Below are 20,424 nucleotides of genomic sequence, written 5' to 3'. Positions count from 1 at the left end.
GGCTTAGAACATTATAACATGTCTAAGATACCTTCATTCTCGATAATAATCATTCCTTGTCTGTCTGTTGTAATACCTTTTTGCAGGGTATAGGTGTATTTGGGTACGGTACCTTCCATAATAGTTGGCAGGAATTCAAACTGTATATGATCGCCTGCTGTTTTTAGCGCGTCTCCCACTTCAAAGATATGTGTGGAAATAATAAAGAAACAATCCCTGAAGGCGGTGAAAGCTTCTGTTACTGCCAGTGTGGCGTCATAGGCATCTTTCACGTTGGTACCTTTAAACAGTTCGTCGAAAATAACGAAGAGGTGTTTGTCAGCATTTACTTCTTCCGCTACTTTTTTTACCCGGAGCACCTCCGCATAAAAATGACTGTATCCACGGTTCAGGTCATCAGGTACATTTACCGAAGAATAAATACCATCCAGCACAGAAAACTCCAGTTCCCGGGCCGCTACAGGAAATCCCATATGTGCCAGGTACATCATGATACCAGTCGCTTTCATCAGGGTGGATTTGCCCGCCATGTTGGCCCCGGTGAGGAACAGTACATTACTGTTGCCATTAAACGAAAGGCTGTTGGGAACCGCTTTATCCAGGCCGGGATGTTTAACCCCTTTGGCTATCAGCGTATTCTTCTCTTTCGGCAATGCCTTTGCATAGGAAAATCCTTTTGCTTTGGCAATGCCGGAAACGGTGAGATACACTTCTATTTCGTAGGTGAGTGCCAACAAGGTTTTTAGCTTATCCTGGAATATGTGTGCGAGCAGATAGTGTAACCTGGCGGTTTGCAGCAGGGATCTTTGGGAATTGATATTTTGCAGCCGCTTATCCCGGAGGATGTTCCGGGCACTTGTGACCCATTTTTCCCAAGGGGTATTTTTATCACGGCCTTCTTTTTCGAGATGATTGAGTAGGGTGGAAAAGCCTTTTAGCAGCTGTACGCAGGTATCTATTCCCTGCAGCTGCAATTCAAATGCATCATCCTTTACCAGAAGGGCCGCTAACTTTTTCCGGCCCATTTGCCAGAGGGCGAGGGGGAAGCTGCTGTTACTTCCTTCATCCAGGAAGGCTTCCGTGTTGCCCAGCAGTTGTTCGTTGAAAGGAAACGGAATGGGCTGTTCTCCAAAATAACGGAAGGCAGTGCTCCTGGCATTGATCTGATCCGCATCGGTTAGTGGATGGAGGAACATGGCATCCAGCAGTTTTTCTGCCCCCCGGGTTTTTACCTGGTTAAAAAGGGAGAAGATGGAATTGGCATTATACTTTCCAAGCAGCGACAGATCGTCCAGTGTTTGTTTATCGGCAATAAAGCTCATGTGGTCTTCTTTATTGATTTTTTCCTGGCCAATAGGTCCAGGATACCTTCATTTTTTATAATTACCATACCATGCCGGTCGGAAGTAATACCGGAGGCCAGTTTATGCGTATAAACGGGCTTATTGCCTTCCATTAACGTTGGCAGGTATACGAAGTTGATATTGTCACATTTTTCTTTGAGCACATCGCCGGCTTCAATGATATGTGTAGATACCACGAACATACAATTCTTCCTGCGTGCGATGGCCGATGTAATGGCGATGGTGGCTTCATATGCATCTTTTACATTGGTGCCGCGGAACAGTTCATCGAAAATGACAAACAGGTATTTGTCGCGGCTTAGCTCCTGTGCAATGGTTTTAACCCGCAGCACTTCCGCATAAAAGTGACTGGCCCCCTGGCTCAGGTTATCCGGCAGGTTGATGGTGGTGAAAATACCATCCCTTACAGAAAATTCCATTTTGGCTGCCGGCACCGGGAATCCCATCTGGCCCAGGAACATAGCAATACCCAGCGCTTTCATAAAGGTGGATTTTCCCGCCATATTGGCTCCTGTCAGGAAAATAATGTTACTGGAAGGAGTGATGGTTAATGTATTCGCCACCGGCCTGGTTAAAGACGGATGGTAAAAATCTTCCAGTATTACTGTTTGCTTTTCCGCATCCAGGGCAACCGGGAAGCAGAACTTCCGTTCCCTGGCAGTACGGGCCACCGACAGGTATACATCGGCCAGGTAAATATGTCCCAGCAATTGGAGGATGATGTTCCGTTGCCGGAAGCGGAGTATTTTATCATACTCCGCTACCTTGGCAAAAGAAAATTTCTGTTTGGTATGTTCCTGCAGGAGGGGCTGCAATTCTGTTGTTTGTAATAACCGGTCGATGGAAGCGAGTTCCCTGTTGTAAGGAATACCTGCTACCTGTTGCCGGATGCTGTCTGCAAACACCCGGGTGGCCTGTAAGATACCGATCAGGCTTACCACGCCTTTTTCAATGGCTTTGTATTCTGTGTCGGCGGCAATCAGGTGATTAAACTTTCTGCCCAGCGTATGTTCCTGGTCATTCAGCTTCGTGCGCTCATCGGTATTTTGCAGGTGTTGTTCTGCGGCATCGAACCATTCACCCTCATACGGAAAGCTTATCTGCTGTTCAGAAAAGGCGCGGATGATGGTGCTGCGCGCATTGATGGCGGCAGCGTCGGAGAGCGGGCTGCGGAACATTTCTTCCAGCAGCTCTGAGCCGCCGCGGGTAAAGGTGCGGTTAAATATCGTGTACACTGAATCGCCTCCACCTTTCCCGAAAATGTTCAGGTCATTCAGCGTTTGTTTATCGGTCATTAGGCTCATACCAGCTGTTTGTTTTACTTTCTTCTTCTCCTGATGAGTAAAATGCTGCTTCCTATCAGCAATAATCCCGGGATCACGCCCATTAATCCGTATTTCACCACCTTCAGGCTTCCTTTGGTAAGAAAGAGGGTGTTGTCTTTTGAATGCGGACGGCTTACGTCTACTGGTACAGTGCCGTAAGATAACCAATGGAACATACCCGGAATCAAAGAAAAGTTGGAAGCGCCGTAATATCTGATAGGCGGTTTCATACCCCCGTTACTGATACAGTCGGCATCTCCTATGATCATGATGCGTTGCTCTTTATTACCTATCTTTCTTGATAAAGCCATTGCCGTAACAAAGCTATCTGCCCTTTCTCCGGCCATTACATCTACGGAAGCAGAATCATTCACAAAATCGATGGTCTGCGTTTCATTCCATGTTTTCATGGTATCGGTCTGAAGAACGGGGGTGGCTTTAAAGCCTTTGTTTTCCGCCATTATCAAACCAGCCGCTTTCACCATGCCCACATACGCATGTTGTTTGATCATGAGATCGAACATAGGTGCGATGCTGATAGCAGCATTTGTGGGCCGGCATATAACGGCATTCGCAACTACATCTATTTTAGGTTGTACCAGTTGGCCGGGTATTGTTTTTACGCCAAATTGGGAAATGAAAGATTCCATGACTGCTGATCCTGGTTTAAGGGTCACCACCAGGTTTCCGCCATTGGCAATATAGGTGTCCAGTTTTCGTTTGGAAACGGAATCCATCTCCTGCTGCATATCAGAAATCACGATAATGTCTACTCCTGCGGGAATCTGGTTATTACCGGAAAGATCCAGCGTTTCCACATCGCAGCCCTGGTTAGTGAGCGCATAACGGAATGTTTTAACAGAAGAGAACAGGGTATAATCTTTTATACGATCCCCTTCTATTTTCCGTTCTCCTTGTCCCTGCAGGAAAGCAATTTTTGGCAGCTTCATTACCATGCGTTTGAAAACGGCTGATACTTCCGCTTCGTCGGGAAATTTCATCATATCTTCATAGATCCTGAGAAATGCCTTTTGCCCGTTTTCTCTTTCTACTAGGCGGACAAAAATATTGCCTTCATCCCGGAGGTTGATCTTCTTCCTTATTTCTTCCGGTGTCAGGAATAGATCAATATCGAGGTCTTTGATCTCTGCTTCCTTTTGTGCCATTTCCGCGAGTGATTTGTTTTTATAAACAAAATTCAGGCGGGGGTTATTGCTGGCAGAATCGTAGTAATAAACGTATTTCAGCTTTGTTTCCGGTTTGAAGCGGATGTATTGTTTCAGCTGTTGTTTATCTTCATTTACCATTTCGGGCATACCATTATAGCCTTCCCGGTCGAGGAGGTTTACATAGGTGGTGATGGTGAGACCGCCATCCAGTTTAGCCATGATCTGCTGGCTATTGGGGGTGAGGGTATTCCGCTTGGTTTCGGTAGCGTCGTAATAAGCCATGAATATTGGGCGGGAAGTGGTATAACCCAGCGCCATAGCGGCGATCACTACAACTGCATATTTGCTCCATACCGAGGAAAAAGAGGCATGGGTGCGGTTGGACTGCAATTTCAGGATGCTCAGTGCCAGGAACATGGCAACTACGATCACAAAATAAAGCACATCTTCTGTGCAGATCAACCCACTGATCATTTCGTTGCAACGGCCGGAAATAGACAGCCAGTACGTAATGTCACGTACAAAATCGATGCTCTGCCATACTTTGTTCATATAGCTGAGTGTTCCCAGCAGCACCAATGTGCCGAGAGCCGCTACTACCTGGTAAGAGGTGAGGGAAGACATAAACAACCCGATAGCCGCATAGGCGCACATCAGGAGGTAGATGGCAAGGAGACCTGATAGTACAGGCGCCAGTTCAAAGTTATCTACCACAAACATACCCACTATTACATACACCAGTAATACGGCGATGAGTAGTAAGCTATAGGTCATCATGGCAAGGAACTTACCACGAATGATCTGTGAGGAAGTAACCGGGGATGAATACAGTAATTTGATAGAACCGCTGCTTAACTCCCGGCTCATCAATCCCATTGTAAGCAGGGGCATATAGAGGTACAGGTAATTTTGTACGGAAGCCAGCATTCCCCTTTGTCCAGAGAAAATATTAGCGGTAATAAAGGAGAGGCCCATACCGCTGCTCTGGCCACGCAGCATCTCCTGCAGGGTGTCTGCAAAGCCCATTCCCGTCTGAAAAGTAAATACCACGAGGATCATCCAGGCGATCGGTGAATAAAACAAAGTGAATAACTCTGCTTTGGCGATCTTAAAAATTTGTCTCATTGAATATCTTTTAATGATTTTTTATTTGGTATTTTTTTTAGACAACCTGGCAAATACTGCGTCCAGTGAACTCTTTTCGATAATCAGTTCGGTTAGTCCCCAGCCTTTGCCCACACTTATTTCCGCTAGCCGCTGTGCTGTTTTCTTTTCCCCGTCGTATCCGAGCCTGAAACGGGAGGGGGCCAGTTGTTCGATAGATCTGATACCTTCCAGCTTCAGCAGTTCTTCAGGTGCAGGAGCTGTGTCCAGCATAACTACCAGTGAGTTGGGTTCAATATAATTATCGAACATTTCCAGTGTGCCGGAAAATACCATCTGGCCTTCTTCAATCATTTTTATTTCCTTGCAGGTAGCCTGTACTTCTGTGAGGATGTGCGTGGATAGCAGCACCGAGCGGTCTATCGCAATTTCTTTGATCAGGTTCCGTACTTCCACGATCTGGTTGGGATCCAGGCCGTTGGTGGGTTCATCGAGCACTACAAATTTAGGGTTGTGCACAATGGCCTGGGCGATGCCCACGCGTTGCTGGTATCCACCGGAGAGGTTGCGGAGCAGACGTTCCCTGAAATGTGCCACACCGCATCTTTCCAGGGCCTGGTCGACTGCTTTTTTTAACTGGCTTTTTTCCACCATCCGCAGATCAGCGCAGTAGGTGAGGTATTCTTCCACAGTGAAATCGAGGTACAGCGGCAGTTTTTGCGGCATAAACCCGATGTTGCGCTTGGCGGTTACCGGGTCATCTTTCAGGTTGATCCCGTTGATGAATACCTCTCCCTTCGATTGTTTTAATACTCCACAAATGATGTTCATGGTAGTGGATTTGCCGGCTCCGTTGGAACCCAGCAGTCCCACCACTCCCTGGCTATGGATCTCAAAATTTATGTCCCGAACCGCCCACTGGGAAGCGTAACGGTGAGACAGATTTTCAACTTTTACGATGGCGTTTTCCATTCATTACGGATTGTTTATTAAATAATATAGCAGGCGTAAGCTTTTGCTTACACGGTGATTGCAGTTGAATATTTTTTATGAAGATGTGCTGCTGAAAGATACCTTTCGCCGGGGACGAAGCCCCGGGCGAAAGGAAAGGTTATACATCAGTAGGTGGCGTTGGCGATAGCACGCACATCTATATGATATTTTGTTTTGTAATAATCCACCAGGATATCAAACTTCTGTTTAATGAGCGGATACTGCAGGTAAGGCTGCATTTGTGCATCCGTCCGGGTTGTAATATGCATGATAAATGACGTGATATCATTTGATTTGGCCGTTCCCCAGGAATAGGTGCCATAATACCATTCACCTATTCTGCCGCTGAGGGCATCATAGCTGGTTGGTAAAAAGCCCCTGCTGCGGAAGGCCTCCAGGTTGGCAGGAATGGACAGCGGCGCTGTGGGTGCTGCTTCTGCCGCATAATTGCTGACCGTGTAGAATGCTGCCGGAATATCAAGAATATTATTACTGATATAATAGTTCCAGATAGCGCCTGTCAGGACATTCTTTTTGTCCACCTTTTGAGCCGGGGTCATGGTACGCAGTGATGCGTTCATGCCGGCGAAAGTGATGGACTTACCTACTACCTTGTAATCGAAGTAGAGGTATTCCCTGCCGGGGGGATACCCGGTCCTGTATTGTTTGATGGTATCTGCCATGAGAACGCGGTAAGGAATCCCCTGGTTTTTCTTGAAATCATCCGGCAGGAATTTCAACCACACATCGTTCAGGAAATTCAGCATATCACCGGTATAAGCAGGGTTGCCCAATACCGCTGTATCGATCTTTGATGCGCTGCCGCCGGCTGCCTGCATCCATTCAAAATCCTTTTGTGTAAACACATACAGGAAGTAAGATCCGTAGTTGTTATAGAGCTGTTGAATTTTATCATTTGCCTCTTTTGGGGCGTTGCCCTGCGGTAAAACATAATCAGGTCCGATCGGCGTTGGTGCGCCGATTTCAGTATCCTTCGCACAGGAAAATAGTAATATGCTGGAGATGCAGCCGATTAGAAATATATGCTTCATGTTATGATGTTATTGCTTGTTAAACATTACTGGCCGATCCTGTCGGGCATAGTGCCGGATGGATTTTGTTTCAGTGCCTGGTTTCTCTGCAGTATGCTATTGGGAAGAGGCAGCGTGTACATCGGATCTTTTTCCTTCAGGGTATAATGCAATACCGCTTCCCCCGGCTCATGCTGATACCGGTGTGTAATGGCAGGCATGCCATAGCGCCGGAGATCAAACCAGCGGAATCCTTCCAGGAAAAATTCCTTACGGCGCTCTACCCGGACTGCCTGCAGCAGTGCTGCCTTGTCGCCAATATTTTCATCTGTGTAACCAATGATGCGTGTACGGCGCAGGTCATTCAGGTCTTTCATGGCAGCAGGCAGTTTTCCGAGCTGCACGTTTGCCTCCGCCCTGTTTAACACTGCTTCTGCTGTACGAATGCATTGGGTCAGTTCTCCGTTTATGATTGTATACTTCGTGATGAGCGGTGTGCCACCTGAATTCGTTATACCATATTTTAGGCGCACATCATTGTTCTGATCAAAAACTGACAGGAGATCCGGAGAAGGAATAAAGGCGGTTTGGTCGCCCCCTTGCGGTTTTGCACCAAACATCCACTCTACTTCAGGGTTGGTATAGGTGAGCCAGTAACCAGTGGTGATGCCGGTCATGTTCATCAGTACTGACGACTGTTCAAAAACTTTACTGGCTTCTGCTACGCACTCTTCCCATTTTTCCATATAGAGATATACCCTGGACAAAAGAATGTGAATGGCTGGTTGATTGATGTGAAAGTCCCTGCGCGCAACAGGCAGCGGATCCATCAGCGTGGCAGCTTCTTTCAGATCGTTAACGATTTGCTCGTACACCCTTGCCACGGTCGACTGCTCCGTGTATTCGGCTGTAACATTGGAGTTCAGCTTTAAAGGAATGGAAAGCGCCTGTGGATTGTTGTTGTAAGGTGCTCCATAGAGATTTACCAACCGGAAATAATAGAACGACCGCATCGCCAGGGCTTCGGCTTTTACCCTGTCTTTATCCTGCTGGCTGCCGATCGCGGTATTGATATTATCCAGTACAGCGTTACATCCCATTATCTTCTCATAAAAATAGTAATAGGCGGTAGACGCGGGATCTTCACTGATAAGATCGCCTAACCCATTCCTGTCGGCCAACTGGGGCTGCCAGGTATAAAACAGGTAATCTGTTTTAACCGTAGCGGTGCCTACGATAGTGTAGGGGGTGCCCGCGCCCCATTCAATGTTCAGGTCCACATCGTCGTCCATGCGGGAAAGAAAATCAGTTGGCTCCTGATTTCCCATATAACCTGATCCCATCAATAGCTCCCGGAAGTCGGTAGCCGTTTTGGGAATAATCTCGCTCTGTGATTGTTCTTCCAGGAATTTGGTGCAGCTGGATGTCAGCACCGTGAAGACAAAGAAAACAGCAAATAACTTATATTTCATGCGCTTCAATATTAGAAAGTCATATTAAAAGATAATGACGTTGTTCTGCGGGCAGGCCATCCGTTTGTTTCCGGATCGTAACCTCTCCATGCGTCGTCAAAAGTTACCAGGAATGGGTTGGTCATGCTGAGGGACGTACTCAGTCGTTTGATGTGTATCTTTTTCAGCAGTTCCTGTGTAAACTCATAGTTCAACGCAATCTGCCGGCAACGGATAAAGTCAGCATCTGCCACCATGTAATCGGATTGATTATACAGGTCATACGGCGTTACTCTGTTTGACGCTATCGTGGGCAGGTAGAACTCTATCCTGCGGGGATTACCGGGTGGAACAGCAGGGATGTTGGTGTGCTGCTCATCGCCAGGTTGTTTCCAGCGGTCCTTCAGGATCCTGGGTGCATTCTGTTCAGGAGTAGGCGCCCCGGAAGAATTGTAGAACACCGGCAGCCTTTTTTGATTTCCGAAAGCCATAGCAAACTGCGCGCTTAACGAAAGGTTTTTATATCGCACCATGGTATTGAATCCGCCGGAAAAATCGGGATCCAGCTTACCGGATTTAACGAGGTAATCCAGGTCATTGGCAGTAGGTTTAATATCCATGTTTTTGAAGAGAGGCACGCCATTGGCTGGATTTAAACCGGCATAGGCAAAGGAATAAAAGGTGGAGTAAGCCTCTCCGTTCACAATAGCAGTTCCGTTCAGGTAATCATCTTTTGTATTGATCCTTTCGTTTTGTTTCAGCACGTTCCGGGCAAGACCGGTATTCACAGAAAACTGCCACATGAAGTCTTTCGTACGCACCGGCACTACGCTGATGATCAGGTCGTACCCGGTGTTTTCCATCAGGGAACCAAATACGGTAGCGGAGTTCATCCCATTTTCAATGGGTACGTCCCGTGAAGCCAGGATATTGCTGCTTTTTTTGTACCAGTTGGCGGTGGCGCTCAGGCGGCCGTTAAACATTGCCAGGTCCAGTCCGAAGTTCCATGTTTTTGTTTTCTCCCAACCCAGTTCAGGATAAGGCAGCGATTTGATGTTGAGGACATATTGTTTGAATACATTGCTAAGTCCTCCGTCGGTGGCAATCAGGTAAGGAGATACCGCTTCCACTGCATTTCCCTGGTAGCCGTAAGTGGCAGACAGGTCAAGTGCGTTCAGCCATTTCACGGAGCTCAGGATTTTTTCATTGGCAACGCGCCACTTTCCACCAAACGACCAGGTTGGCTGGAATTTCTTGTTTTTATCCTGGCCAAAACGGTTGGAGGCATCCAATCTCGCATTGAAGTTGAAGATAAATCGCTGATCAAAAGCATATACCGCAGAGAAGTACTCACTCAGGAAATTACTTTTTTGATTGACGATTCCTGAATTTGTGCGCATGAGATCAAGCAGGTTGTCGCCATTGGCAGAAATCATCGCGGGCATTACCGGAACAGGTGCATAGCTTTCCCCGCGATACCGTAGATAACCATAACGGGTATCGGTGTTACCCTGCATTAATGCGGATCTGGCTTCCATTCCAGCCTGAAGGGTCACGGCATGGCGGGTACCAAATAAGTGGTTATATACCAGGCTGTTTCTCCAGGTATAGCCACTGTTGTCGGCGTTCTGCAGTTGTGCGAGTCCTCCGAAAGGCAGGCGGCTGGCCAGTTCCTGCGGAGAGTTGGACAGTACGCTGCCGAACTCATATCCTCTTGTTTGGGTGATAAAGTAAGATAATTCCGTTGCGTAGGATTTTACGCTGGAATTGGTAAGGGTGTAAGATAACAGTCCCTGGTATTGCAGGTCCTTTGTTAACTGCAGGTTTACATCTACAGTAGATGCGAGGTTATTGGTAACATTTTTATTTCCTGTATTATTAATTTCATTCTGAATGTTATACCGGTAGCTGTTGTTGCCGGGGAAAACGGTGCTGGATTCTCCTCTTTTCTCATGGTAAAAAAGGGATCCGTCATCATTATACATAGGAATGGTTCTGGCAGTATTATAAGCATAGTTGAACGGATCTACGCCATACGAAAAACCATTTGTTTCCCGCCGGCTGCCGTTCAGCATCAGGTTTACGGTCAGCCGTTTTCCGAACCGGAGAGTGGTATTGGAGGAAGCGGCGAAAGAAGTAAGGTCATTCCCTTTGGCTTCCCCGTTCTGCTGCTGAAGACTGAAAGAGGTTCTGTTGGAGATCTTCTCGGTACCGCCGGAGATGCTCAGGCTATGATTCTGACTGAACGGGTTGCGGAACAGGAGTGAGAACCAGTCGGTATTCTGGTTTTCCAGCTTCCGGTACCGTTCCATATAAGTGGCATAATCGATTTCTTTTCTCTGTAACTGCTGGATCAATGCGGCGTAGCCGATCGGCAATACTTCAGCGGTATAGCTGTCGCGGGCTTCGTATACTTCTTTCGAAAACTGCATCAGTTCCTGGGAGTTCATCAGGTCGAAGTCGCCGTAGGTAGGTTTCTGACCCACTGTGAGGTTGGAGCTATAAGACACCGATAACTGGCCGGGGCGCGCTTTTTTCGTGGTGAGCACAATTACGCCGTTAGCTGCCTGTGAACCATAAATAGCAGTGGCCGAAGCATCTTTTAAAACGGTGATGGTTTCAATATCGTTTGGATTGAGCCAGGAAATGGCATTGGAGGCGATCAGCCGCAGTTCGCTCATATCTCCTGCCAGTGATCCGCTACCATTGGGCATTGGCAGGGGATCGCGCTGGATTACGCCATCTACTACCCAAACCGGTTCCTGGTTGCCCAGGATGGTGGAGGTACCGCGGATACGGATCTTTGGCGTGGAACCTACCTGTCCTGATTGCGTGATAACAGACATGGCCCGGTACAACGCCCTGTAACATCTGATCGATGCTGGTTTCGCCGGCAATCTTGATATCATCTGCCTTTACGGAATAAACGGAACCTACGTAATTCTTTTTATTCACGTTCATATACCCGGTGATCACCACGTCGTTCATTTCGAGGTCTTTCCTGTTCAGCGTAATGTTCAGCAGGAGGTTGGCTCCTTCTTTCACCAGCAGCGACTTCGATTGTGCTTTATCCAGCGTGTTGGCGGTATATCCGTTGTCGCCCTTCAGAACAGCGATTTCCAGGGTTTCATACCCCAGCATGCTGATCACGAATACGGCATCTTCAGGTGGACGGTTAAAGAAGAAGGACCCGTCGGAACCGGTGATGGTACCGTTGACCGTATTTTTTATCCGGACAGATACGCCTGGCAATAGTTCACCAGTGGAAGACCGGATGGTGCCGGTAATCGTATTTGGAGGAGCCAGGATATCGCCGGCTGGTATTGTTTTGCGTGACAGTACAATCGTTTTGTCCTTGATCACGTAGGTAACGGGTAAGTCTTTCAATATTTCATTCAGCAAGTCTTTCAGGGGCATATCCCGTACAGAAAGCGATACATTCCTTGCATCATTGATCGTGTTATTATTACTGAAAACTACGTACCCGGTTTGTTGCTTAATAGCACTAAATACTTGTTTGATAGGGATGGCTTTACCCGACAGGGTAACGGTTTGTGCGTGACCCGAGGCACTTGCCTGAAAGATGGCGGCTGTTAATAGAATGACAGTAAGTCTCATTACCAGAAAGATTTTGGTTAGGCCCGTGTTTTTTCCCCGGCGATCCGGCGGCCAATAGCATTTTTTTTGCATAAATTGCATGAGATTTGGTTGTTAATAAATGTGAATTGCAATAAACCGTTTAGAAACCAACTAAGTCAAATACACCGTCACGGCCGCAATCCGTGACGGTTTTTTAATGGTTGGCTTGTTAAATTACATAGTCAGGCCGGGCCATGCAGGCCCCTTCTGTGATTCCCGGTGCAGTGTAACTGATACTTATTTATTCAGCACAATCAATTTGCGTCCTTCTACTCTAAAGTCTACTTCTGTTCTCCTTAATATTTCCAGCAGGTCTGTTAATGAAATTTGTCTGCTCATTTCTCCCATGAATTGTATATCCGGTATACCATTTTCATAAACTACATCTATATTGTACCAGCGTTCCAGCTGTCGCATTACTTCTTCAAGATTAGCGCCTTCAAAGTTGAACAGGCCGCTTTTCCAGGCCATTATTTTTTCAATGTCCGGTTTGTTTACTATAGCTATTTTTCCTCCCGGTGTGTTGCTGATCTGTGCCTGCTGGCCAGGTTTGAGGATTACGCTGGCAGGTTCATTGATTACTTTTACGCTTCCATCGAGCAATGTAGTATTGATCGTTTTTTCATTTTCGTAGGCGTTTACGTTGAACAACGTGCCCAGTACTTCTATGGAAGCTTTATTATTTACATTTACCAGGAAAGGTTTATTGGCATCTTTTGCTACTTCAAAACAGGCCTCCCCGTATATCTCCACTTTTCGTTCCTTACCAGCAAATACAGTAGGGTAGCGGATAGAGCTGGCTGCATTCAACCACACCTTTGTTCCATCAGGTAAGGTCAGCTGAAATTGCCGCCCCTTGGGCGTGGTCATTTTGTTATATTGAATGTCGGAGACGGCTTCCCCGGAAGGATCATACTTGAGTTTACCATCCGACAGTACGATGGAAGTACCGCTCTGCTGCGCAACAACCCCGCTGGTCAGGCTATCCAGCACTACCTGCCGTCCGTCGGCGAGGGTAAGTATGGCGCCCTGGCTGCCGGGAGTGATATCCGTTACATTGGATGCGATGGCCGGTGACTGATCTTTTTTATTCATTACCAGCAGGTAGGCACTTCCTGCAAGCAGCAGTGCCGCAGCAGCTGCCCAGCCCCATCTGCGGATAAAATGAACCCGGTGAACCGGCCTCATAATGGGTTGGTCAAATCCGGGAATCTGTTCACTGATCTTCCTGGAAATCCTGTCAGCATCATAGGCATAAAACCGCTGAAGGTTCGCCACCAGCTGTTGCTGATCGCTTAATTCCGCAAAAAGATGACGGTTGTCATCGGAGGCGTTGATCCATTCCGTTAACGCCATCTTCTCGTCAGCATTCAGACTATTGTCCAGGTATTTGCCAATCAGGCCGGCTATGTAATGATTGTTCTCAGTCATGTCGATACTACTAAAACAACTAACTCCTCTTTTTATACCGCCCTTTTCAAAAAAAATTACCGCTGCAGCATTAATAGTGCGGAAACGAGGACTGGAAGGGATATCAGCTCATTTTTTAAAAGAGCGGTACGTAATAATCCTACGCCTTTTGCTTTTTGGTTCAGAACGGTCTGGTAGGCCATATTAAGTTCGTCGGCTATTTCCTGCGGCCTTTTCCCGTCGATAACGGAAAGGCGGACAACCTGCCGGCATTGTGGCGGCAGTTTTTCAATTTCAAGAAAAATAGCCTGGGTGACCTCCGTTTTTATATAGGCTTTTTCAACATCTATGGAAAAGCGGTCGGCGTTCCTTTCTATCGACTGGTGAATATCACCATGTCGTTTTTGCGCCTTGAGATAATTGAGGGCGGCATTCCTTGCTGCGGTGAACAGGAAAGCTTTGAGTTGCCCGAGTGTAGGAAAGTCCTCTTTTTTTTGAAATGCCTGGATGAAGCATTCAGAAACAATATCTTCTGCGGCCATGGTATCGGAAGTCAGCTGTTCCGTAAAAAAGCAGAGTGGCCGCTGGTATAGCGCATAAATTTGATGCAGTGCTTTGTGTTCGCCCTGCTGAAAAGAAGATATCAGCTCAATTTCCCCGTATGCTTGCTTACTTGACAATGCTTATTTTATGTTCATGTTTGGAAGCACAAACTAGAGCAAAAATTCTCAAGGAAAAAGGGGTGTGTTTAAGAAGTTGAAAATTAAATTGTTATGAATTTATAATAATTGGTCAGTGATGGGTGTGTTCTCATATAATGGGAAACCAGTTTTACGTACCAAACGGATAAGTTTCCGGTACCATCTTAATCTCGCCCGCCTTCGTACGGACGTTGGTTTCAACCTGCTGCAAAAACCAGACGGCTGGTTGGTGCTCATAAAGAAATAAATACCTGGTTTGACGCACGTGGCATATGTTTTGGGCTTTTTTTTCAAAAAAGGAGGGTATTATGAAAAACTCATTTTTGGTTTATTATACTCTGCCATTGGCATTCCTTTTATGGAGTTGTAACAACAGGTCTGCAGATAGTGAGAAGAAAGCGAAAGAAGCCAATAGTGAGCGGATCGACAGCCAGATTATGAACAACAAGTCCTCGGACTCGGTATCAGTGGTTTTGTCGCAGGCAGATGCTGATTTCGTGGTGGAAGCAGCCAGTGGGGGAATGATGGAAGTGCAACTGGGACAGTTGGCACAAACAAATTCCCGGAACCAACAGGTAAAGGATTTCGGTGCATTGATGGTAAAAGATCACAGCGGCGGGGGAGCGCAAATAAAGGCATTAGCCGCTTCCAAAAAAATAACGTTGCCGGATTCCATCTCAAATTCCCAACAGAAAGAAAAGGATCGGCTTGGAAAAAAGAAGGGAGACGAATTCGACAGGGCTTATGTAAATGCGATGCTCAGCGACCATAAAAAAGACATCCGGGAATTTCAACGGGCAGCAAAGAATGCAACAGACAGTGATATAAAATCATTTGCGGCGGCCAATCTGCCGATGTTATATGCGCATCTTGATTCTGTGCAGCAGTTGCAGAAGCGGTTAGGCATTAAGGAGATACCGGTTGGCCCGCCACCTTACGAATAGAAATAGCCTTGTTATATACTTTTTGGTATGTAAAGGCAAAAAACCGGGAATCCGTGAGTAAATTTCCGGCATGAAAGATTTCCGGCATCAGAACAGGCTGTATTACAGTCCTGTTGAATTTGCGATGAATTATATCGGTGGCACCTGGAAAATTCCTATCCTCGTGGCGTTGCAGGAAGGGCCTGTAAGATATGGTGATCTGAAAAAATCCATACCGCATATCACCGATAAAATGCTGATCACGCAATTGCGCGACCTCGAAGAAAAAAATATGGTCACCAGGAAGGCATACCAGGAGAAGCCTCCACGAGTGGATTATGCACTCACTGAAAGAGCCCGGCAGGCATTGTCTGTTATTGATGCATTGAATGCTTATGGCGTGTTCCTGATGAAGGAGGAGCAGATTATAATATAAGAAAGCAACTGCTTAGGGCAGTTGCTTTCTTATATTTTACCTTTCCAGCTGAAAGCCGGGTTCCATTGCCGGCCGTTCTGCAAGATTGGATACGGTAAAGCCGGTGGCATACATCCACCGGGCTATTTTTGTCAGCTTTTCTATATTGATGGTGGCGGCTTCATCGCCGGGGGTATGATAAAGCGCATGCGGCAATGAGCTGAAGTATAATACCGGGATATTCTTTTTTGCATAAGGATAGTGATCGCTGCGGAAGTACCATACTTCCGGGTGAGAGGCTTTGTCCCATGCTGTATCCAGCTTAAACCGCGGCCCTTTTTGGTTTTCTTCCAGTCCTATTTTTGCCAGCGCGGAAGAACTGAGGTGAGGCGGAATGAGGCCAAGAAGAGCGGCGCTGTCGGGTGCATTATTACCGATCATATCCGCGTTTAATACGGCTACGAGCGATTCGCGGGGCACTGTTGGATGATCGGCAAACCAGGTGGAGCCAAACAGCCCCCGTTCTTCCGAACCATGCCAGATGAACAGCGTAGAGCGCTTACCTGGTTGCTGATGAAAAGCCCGGCCAATGGCCAGCAAGGCAACGCTTACGCTGGCATTATCGTCTGCTCCGTTGTAAATTGAGTCGGCCACTCCCGCTACATTCCTTACCCCGTCATGATCCTGGTGACCGCTAAACACTACATATTCTCCCGCCAGTTTAGGATCGCTGCCTTTTACTTTCGCTACTACATTTACAGACGGATAGGTGAACGACTCGGAAAAGATATGCGCTTTCAGTTGCTGACCTGGTTGCTGTACCAGCGGCAGCGCATCCTGTTGCAGCCAGATAATGGGAACGCCGGTTAACAGCTGCCGGTGAAAAAGACTGCCTTCTATCTGGTAGGAACCGCGGTTGTTATATTGCGTGGCTTTTGACCATCCTTTCTGTGCCAGTTCATCAGCAACAAAGATAATAGCTACTGCACCTTTGGCCGCGAGGTACCGCGCCCAATAGTTCACCACTATGCCTGCGTATCGTGTGGGTATGCATACACGCGGATCATTGATGCCTTTGGCGGAAAACTGTAACGCCACTACTTTTCCCCGTATGGTGGCCTCAGATACGGTGTCGGCGTCCTTAATAAATACAATGGGGGCATCCACCGCTGCAAAGCTGGGTTCATACACAATGGCATCCTGCCACAAATGAAATGGCCGGTTGCCTACACTGATGGTGCTGTGGTTACTTACCCGTTCCCTTATAAGGGAAAAGAACTGGAGGTAGGTGCCATCATCGCCGGCAGGTTCAAGCCCGGCTTTACGCGCCTGCTCCGCCAGCCATACGGATGCCTTCAGTTCGTCCAATGTGCCGGCTTCCCTGCCCCTGAAATGATCGTCGGCCAGGTAGTACAGATCTTTTTTGATATCGTCCGCTTTAATGGCGTCTATGGGCTTGTTACGCTGTGCCATTAATGCGCTGGTGGTTAACAACAATGCAGCCAATGCTGCGGAGAAACGGTTTGTCATAAGCATATCTTTCTGTAATAAAAATACGGTAATAGGGTCTAATATATTCATCCCGGTGATGACCAGGGAATTTTTTTTGGAAGTTTGAAAACCGGAAATTATATTTGTAGAATAGTATAGTATAGTACAGATGTGAATAGTACAGGTCAACTAAAAAAAGCACGTTATGAATGATGGGATCACAGCGCCGTTCCACGATTCATGTTCCACCATTCGTATTCCATTTACGTTTTAAATTAAAAAAAAATGATTGCCAGACACTTGCTGAAATGCGTCATCGCATTTTTTGCTGCGTTTTGTTTGTGCATACCAGGGTATGCACAGCAAAAAACATTCAAAGGTAAAGTCATCAGTTCCACCGACAAATCACCACTACCATTTATTTCTATAGTCGTAAAAGGCACCACTTCCGGCGCCAAAACAGATGAGGAAGGCAGGTTTGTGCTCGCAATGCCCGCCGGCAGCAATACGGTGGTTGTTTCAGGAATTGGTTTCCGGCAGCAGGAGTTGTTACTTACCACCGATTTCACTACGATCGCGCTGGAGCCCTCTGTTGAAAACCTGAACGACGTGGTGGTAGTAGGATATGGCACCACTAAAAAAGCTACGTTAACAGGATCGGTTGCAGCGGTGAAAAGTGCAGAGATCGTAAGGAGCCCGCAACCCAATATTTCCAACTCACTCGTAGGCCGTATGCCGGGCCTCATTGCGCCCAACACCAGCGGGGAACCAGGTTACGATGATGCACGCCTGCTGATCCGTGGTGTGGCCACCACCGGCAACTCTGCACCTTTAATTGTAATTGATGGCGTACCCAATGCGCTCGGCGGATTTTCCCGCTTAAATGCCAGCGATATTGAAAGCATCAGTATCCTGAAAGATGCCTCCGCGGCCATTTATGGCTCGCAGGCCGCAAACGGTGTTATATTGGTTACTACGAAGAAAGGAGAAGCAGGTAAAACAAATTTCAGCTTTAACCTGAACCAGGGACTTATTAAACCCACCCGGCTGCCGGAATTTGTGGATGCGGCTACCTATGCTACTATCGTAAATGAAATAGGCTATTATAACAACCCGTCGCAAGGCCAGCACCAGCGCTATTCTGATGCGGAAATAGAATTGTTCAGAAATGGGAAAGACCCGGTGTCTTACCCGAATACAGACTGGGAAAAGGAACTGATGAAACCATTGGCGCCTCAGACTTCTGCCAATCTTTCCTTCTCCGGTGGCAGCAATAAACTTTCGTATTATATCTCCGGTGGTTATCTGAACCAGGATGGATTGTATCGCAGCAGTCCACTCAATTATAAACAATATAACATCCGCGCAAACTTCGATATTAACTTCTCTTCCAAATTTAAAGCAACGGTGCAGCTATCCGGCCGCCAGGAAGAAAAGACCGCCCTGGCCGGTTTTGGCGCCTCCAACGTATTTGAATTCCTTTACCGCACCTATCCAACACTACCGGCTTACTATCCGAATGGACTCATGGGCGCTGGCGTGGAAATGGGAAAAAATCCACTGGCAATGGCGCAGTTATCCGGTGCGGATAAAAGACCTATCACCACCGGCAGTATCATCGGTAAAGCGAGTTACGAACTGACCAAAGGGTTGTCCGTAGATGGAATGGTATCTATCGATAAACGTTTCGAATTTGATAAACAGCTGGCTCAAAACTGGATCGTGTACCAGTACGATAAAGGTGCACAAACCTATAACCCGGTGAAAGGCGGACCTAATAACCCATCCTTGTCGGAAAGCCAGATCAATTATACACTGCTGAACTCTTTTCTCCGTTTGAGCTATGATAAACATTTTGGTAAGCATCAGCTCAGCGCGTTTGCAGCCGTACAGCAATCGAAAACAACCTATGAAACTTTTGGGGCCGCACGTCAGAACTACATTACTACCTTGTTGCCGGAACTGAGCCAGGGTGGCGCGCTGCCAACGGATGCAAGTAACTATGGCAGCAGCTATATTATTACCCGCAGAAGTTACTTCGGGCGTATCAGTTATAATTACGCCGAGAAGTACCTGTTAGATGTACAGCTCCGCGAAGATGGATCCTCTATTTTTGCCCCGGGAAGACAATATGGATTTTTCCCCAGCGCAATGGCAGCATGGCGCATTTCGGAAGAGTCGTGGTTTAATAAAAGTGCTGTCAACAGCTTAAAGATCCGTGCCTCCTACGGCCTGCTGGGAAATGAAAATATTAAACCTGACGATGCGCCCGGCTACCAGTATCTTCAGAACCTGAACCTGCAAACCAACGTGTTGAGCACTTTAACAAACGCAGGGCAACCTTACGGCGCCAATATTCCCACCATTGTATATGCCAAACTCGCGAATCCAAATATCACCTGGGAAACAGCGAAGAAGGCCAACATCGGTATAGACGCATCTTTATTCAACCACTTTAATGTGACCCTGGATGTATTCAGCGAAACCAGAGACAACATCCTGGCGCCGAGAAATTTAAGTATTCCGGGGGTAAGCGGTATCAGCAGCAGCCAGATTCCCGATGAAAATATCGGTAAGGTAACCAACAAGGGAGTTGAAGCCTCCGTGATGTATGAAACCCATTTTAATGACGTGAAATTCCATATCGGCGGTAACTTCAGCTTTATCAAAAATAAAGTCATTTTCCTGGATGAAGCCCCCGGTACCCTGTCGTACCAAAAAGTGGAAGGACACCCCATCAACGCTGGCCTGTATTACCGCAGCATCGGCATCTTCAAAGACCAGGCGCAGATCGATGCCACGCCGCATGCACCCGGCACCAGGCCCGGCGACCTGATCCTGGAAGACTATGACGGTGATAAAGAAATCACTGCCGCAGACCGGGTGAGGGTAGACCAGAACAATATTCCGCAAATCGTATATGGGATCACGTTAGGCGCGTCATGGAAAAATTTTGATGTGAATATACTGTTACAGGGACAAGGCGAATCCGCACAATACCTCCTCTGGGAATCCGGCGAATTTGGCTCCTTTCTCAAGGAATGGGCAGATAACCGCTGGTCGCCGGAAAATACCAACGCTTCCTGGCCACGCCCGGTATCCAGACCGAATTCCAGCAACCTCGGTGCATACCCGAGTACTTTCTGGAACTGGAACACTTCTTTCCTACGCCTTAAAAATCTGGAGATTGGCTATAATCTCCCAACTGCCTTGCTATCCAGGGCATCTGTTAAATCCGCCCGCTTTTACGTGAACGGCTTTAACCTGCTCACCTTTACAAGAGTAAAACAAATAGATCCGGAAGGCACCGATGGCAGCGGATATTTTTATCCGCAGCAGAAAGTGTTTAATGTAGGTGTGAATGTGAATTTTTAAGCGGGGGAACAAATCATTTATTATCTCAATTGC

The 20,424-nt window shown here is 47.2% G+C and carries 14 protein-coding genes; 3 read left to right on the top strand and 11 right to left on the bottom strand.

Features of this window, described 5'->3' with window-relative positions; translation table 11 throughout:
• Positions 1-11 precede the first annotated feature (11 nt).
• The 10 genes from QFZ48_RS03780 to QFZ48_RS03735 form a co-directional block, all read right to left on the bottom strand.
• Positions 12-1,322: a MutS-related protein gene (locus QFZ48_RS03780; RefSeq protein ID WP_429045615.1), complete on the bottom strand. Its 1,311-nt coding sequence runs from the start codon at positions 1,320-1,322 to the stop codon at positions 12-14.
• Positions 1,319-2,668, bottom strand: a complete 1,350-nt coding sequence (locus QFZ48_RS03775; RefSeq protein WP_429045616.1) for a MutS-related protein — start codon at positions 2,666-2,668, stop codon at positions 1,319-1,321. The genes QFZ48_RS03780 and QFZ48_RS03775 overlap by 4 nt, the downstream gene beginning before the upstream one ends.
• A gap of 14 nt (positions 2,669-2,682) precedes the next feature.
• Positions 2,683-4,983, bottom strand: coding sequence for a Gldg family protein (locus QFZ48_RS03770; protein WP_429061204.1), 2,301 nt, complete (start codon positions 4,981-4,983; stop codon positions 2,683-2,685).
• A gap of 21 nt (positions 4,984-5,004) precedes the next feature.
• Positions 5,005-5,934 (bottom strand): ABC transporter ATP-binding protein, encoded by a 930-nt coding sequence (locus QFZ48_RS03765; protein WP_429061202.1) that lies wholly within the window; start codon positions 5,932-5,934, stop codon positions 5,005-5,007.
• A 146-nt stretch (positions 5,935-6,080) separates the two neighbouring features.
• A complete protein-coding gene (locus QFZ48_RS03760; protein WP_429045620.1) occupies positions 6,081-7,007 on the bottom strand; it encodes a hypothetical protein in 927 nt (308 codons plus the stop codon).
• Positions 7,008-7,033: 26 nt separating this feature from the next.
• Positions 7,034-8,458: a RagB/SusD family nutrient uptake outer membrane protein gene (locus QFZ48_RS03755; RefSeq protein WP_429045622.1), complete on the bottom strand. Its 1,425-nt coding sequence runs from the start codon at positions 8,456-8,458 to the stop codon at positions 7,034-7,036.
• A gap of 11 nt (positions 8,459-8,469) precedes the next feature.
• Positions 8,470-11,238, bottom strand: coding sequence for a SusC/RagA family TonB-linked outer membrane protein (locus QFZ48_RS03750; protein ID WP_429065457.1), 2,769 nt, complete (start codon positions 11,236-11,238; stop codon positions 8,470-8,472).
• Positions 11,138-12,055 (bottom strand): carboxypeptidase-like regulatory domain-containing protein, encoded by a 918-nt coding sequence (locus QFZ48_RS03745; protein ID WP_429061201.1) that lies wholly within the window; start codon positions 12,053-12,055, stop codon positions 11,138-11,140. The genes QFZ48_RS03750 and QFZ48_RS03745 overlap by 101 nt, the downstream gene beginning before the upstream one ends.
• Positions 12,056-12,313: 258 nt before the next feature.
• Positions 12,314-13,507: a FecR family protein gene (locus tag QFZ48_RS03740; RefSeq protein ID WP_429061200.1), complete on the bottom strand. Its 1,194-nt coding sequence runs from the start codon at positions 13,505-13,507 to the stop codon at positions 12,314-12,316.
• Between the two features lie 56 nt (positions 13,508-13,563).
• Complete coding sequence (locus QFZ48_RS03735) at positions 13,564-14,166, bottom strand: RNA polymerase sigma factor (protein WP_429045629.1); 603 nt, start codon at positions 14,164-14,166, stop codon at positions 13,564-13,566.
• A gap of 329 nt (positions 14,167-14,495) precedes the next feature.
• Here QFZ48_RS03735 and QFZ48_RS03730 point away from each other — a divergent pair, with 329 nt between their 5' ends.
• Both QFZ48_RS03730 and QFZ48_RS03725 read left to right on the top strand, forming a co-directional pair.
• Entirely contained in the window at positions 14,496-15,131 is a 636-nt protein-coding gene (locus QFZ48_RS03730; RefSeq protein WP_429045631.1) for a DUF4142 domain-containing protein, read from the top strand.
• A 70-nt stretch (positions 15,132-15,201) separates the two neighbouring features.
• Positions 15,202-15,546 (top strand): winged helix-turn-helix transcriptional regulator, encoded by a 345-nt coding sequence (locus QFZ48_RS03725; RefSeq protein WP_429045633.1) that lies wholly within the window; start codon positions 15,202-15,204, stop codon positions 15,544-15,546.
• Positions 15,547-15,582: 36 nt separating this feature from the next.
• Here the strand turns inward: QFZ48_RS03725 and QFZ48_RS03720 are convergent, their stop codons facing one another.
• Complete coding sequence (locus tag QFZ48_RS03720) at positions 15,583-17,055, bottom strand: M28 family peptidase (protein WP_429061198.1); 1,473 nt, start codon at positions 17,053-17,055, stop codon at positions 15,583-15,585.
• A gap of 246 nt (positions 17,056-17,301) precedes the next feature.
• Between QFZ48_RS03720 and QFZ48_RS03715 the strand changes: the two genes are divergently transcribed.
• The gene (locus QFZ48_RS03715; RefSeq protein ID WP_429061195.1) at positions 17,302-20,391 is read left to right on the top strand and encodes a SusC/RagA family TonB-linked outer membrane protein; all 3,090 of its coding nucleotides are present in this window, start codon (positions 17,302-17,304) and stop codon (positions 20,389-20,391) included.
• Positions 20,392-20,424: the final 33 nt, after the last annotated feature.

The organism is Chitinophaga sp. W2I13 (assembly GCF_050434005.1).
In the GTDB taxonomy this organism is placed as follows: Bacteria; Bacteroidota; Bacteroidia; order Chitinophagales; family Chitinophagaceae; genus Chitinophaga.
The sequence above is the reverse complement of the archived record's forward strand: the minus strand, read 5'-3'. Positions and strand labels throughout refer to the sequence as shown.

Coding starts and splice junctions, on each gene's coding strand:
- QFZ48_RS03780 (WP_429045615.1), bottom strand. CDS start 1,322: ATGAGCTTTATTGCCGATAAACAAACACTGGACGATCTGTCGCTGCTT.
- QFZ48_RS03775 (WP_429045616.1), bottom strand. CDS start 2,668: ATGAGCCTAATGACCGATAAACAAACGCTGAATGACCTGAACATTTTC.
- QFZ48_RS03770 (WP_429061204.1), bottom strand. CDS start 4,983: ATGAGACAAATTTTTAAGATCGCCAAAGCAGAGTTATTCACTTTGTTT.
- QFZ48_RS03765 (WP_429061202.1), bottom strand. CDS start 5,934: ATGGAAAACGCCATCGTAAAAGTTGAAAATCTGTCTCACCGTTACGCT.
- QFZ48_RS03760 (WP_429045620.1), bottom strand. CDS start 7,007: ATGAAGCATATATTTCTAATCGGCTGCATCTCCAGCATATTACTATTT.
- QFZ48_RS03755 (WP_429045622.1), bottom strand. CDS start 8,458: ATGAAATATAAGTTATTTGCTGTTTTCTTTGTCTTCACGGTGCTGACA.
- QFZ48_RS03745 (WP_429061201.1), bottom strand. CDS start 12,055: ATGAGACTTACTGTCATTCTATTAACAGCCGCCATCTTTCAGGCAAGT.
- QFZ48_RS03740 (WP_429061200.1), bottom strand. CDS start 13,507: ATGACTGAGAACAATCATTACATAGCCGGCCTGATTGGCAAATACCTG.
- QFZ48_RS03730 (WP_429045631.1), top strand. CDS start 14,496: ATGAAAAACTCATTTTTGGTTTATTATACTCTGCCATTGGCATTCCTT.
- QFZ48_RS03725 (WP_429045633.1), top strand. CDS start 15,202: ATGAAAGATTTCCGGCATCAGAACAGGCTGTATTACAGTCCTGTTGAA.
- QFZ48_RS03720 (WP_429061198.1), bottom strand. CDS start 17,055: ATGACAAACCGTTTCTCCGCAGCATTGGCTGCATTGTTGTTAACCACC.
- QFZ48_RS03715 (WP_429061195.1), top strand. CDS start 17,302: ATGATTGCCAGACACTTGCTGAAATGCGTCATCGCATTTTTTGCTGCG.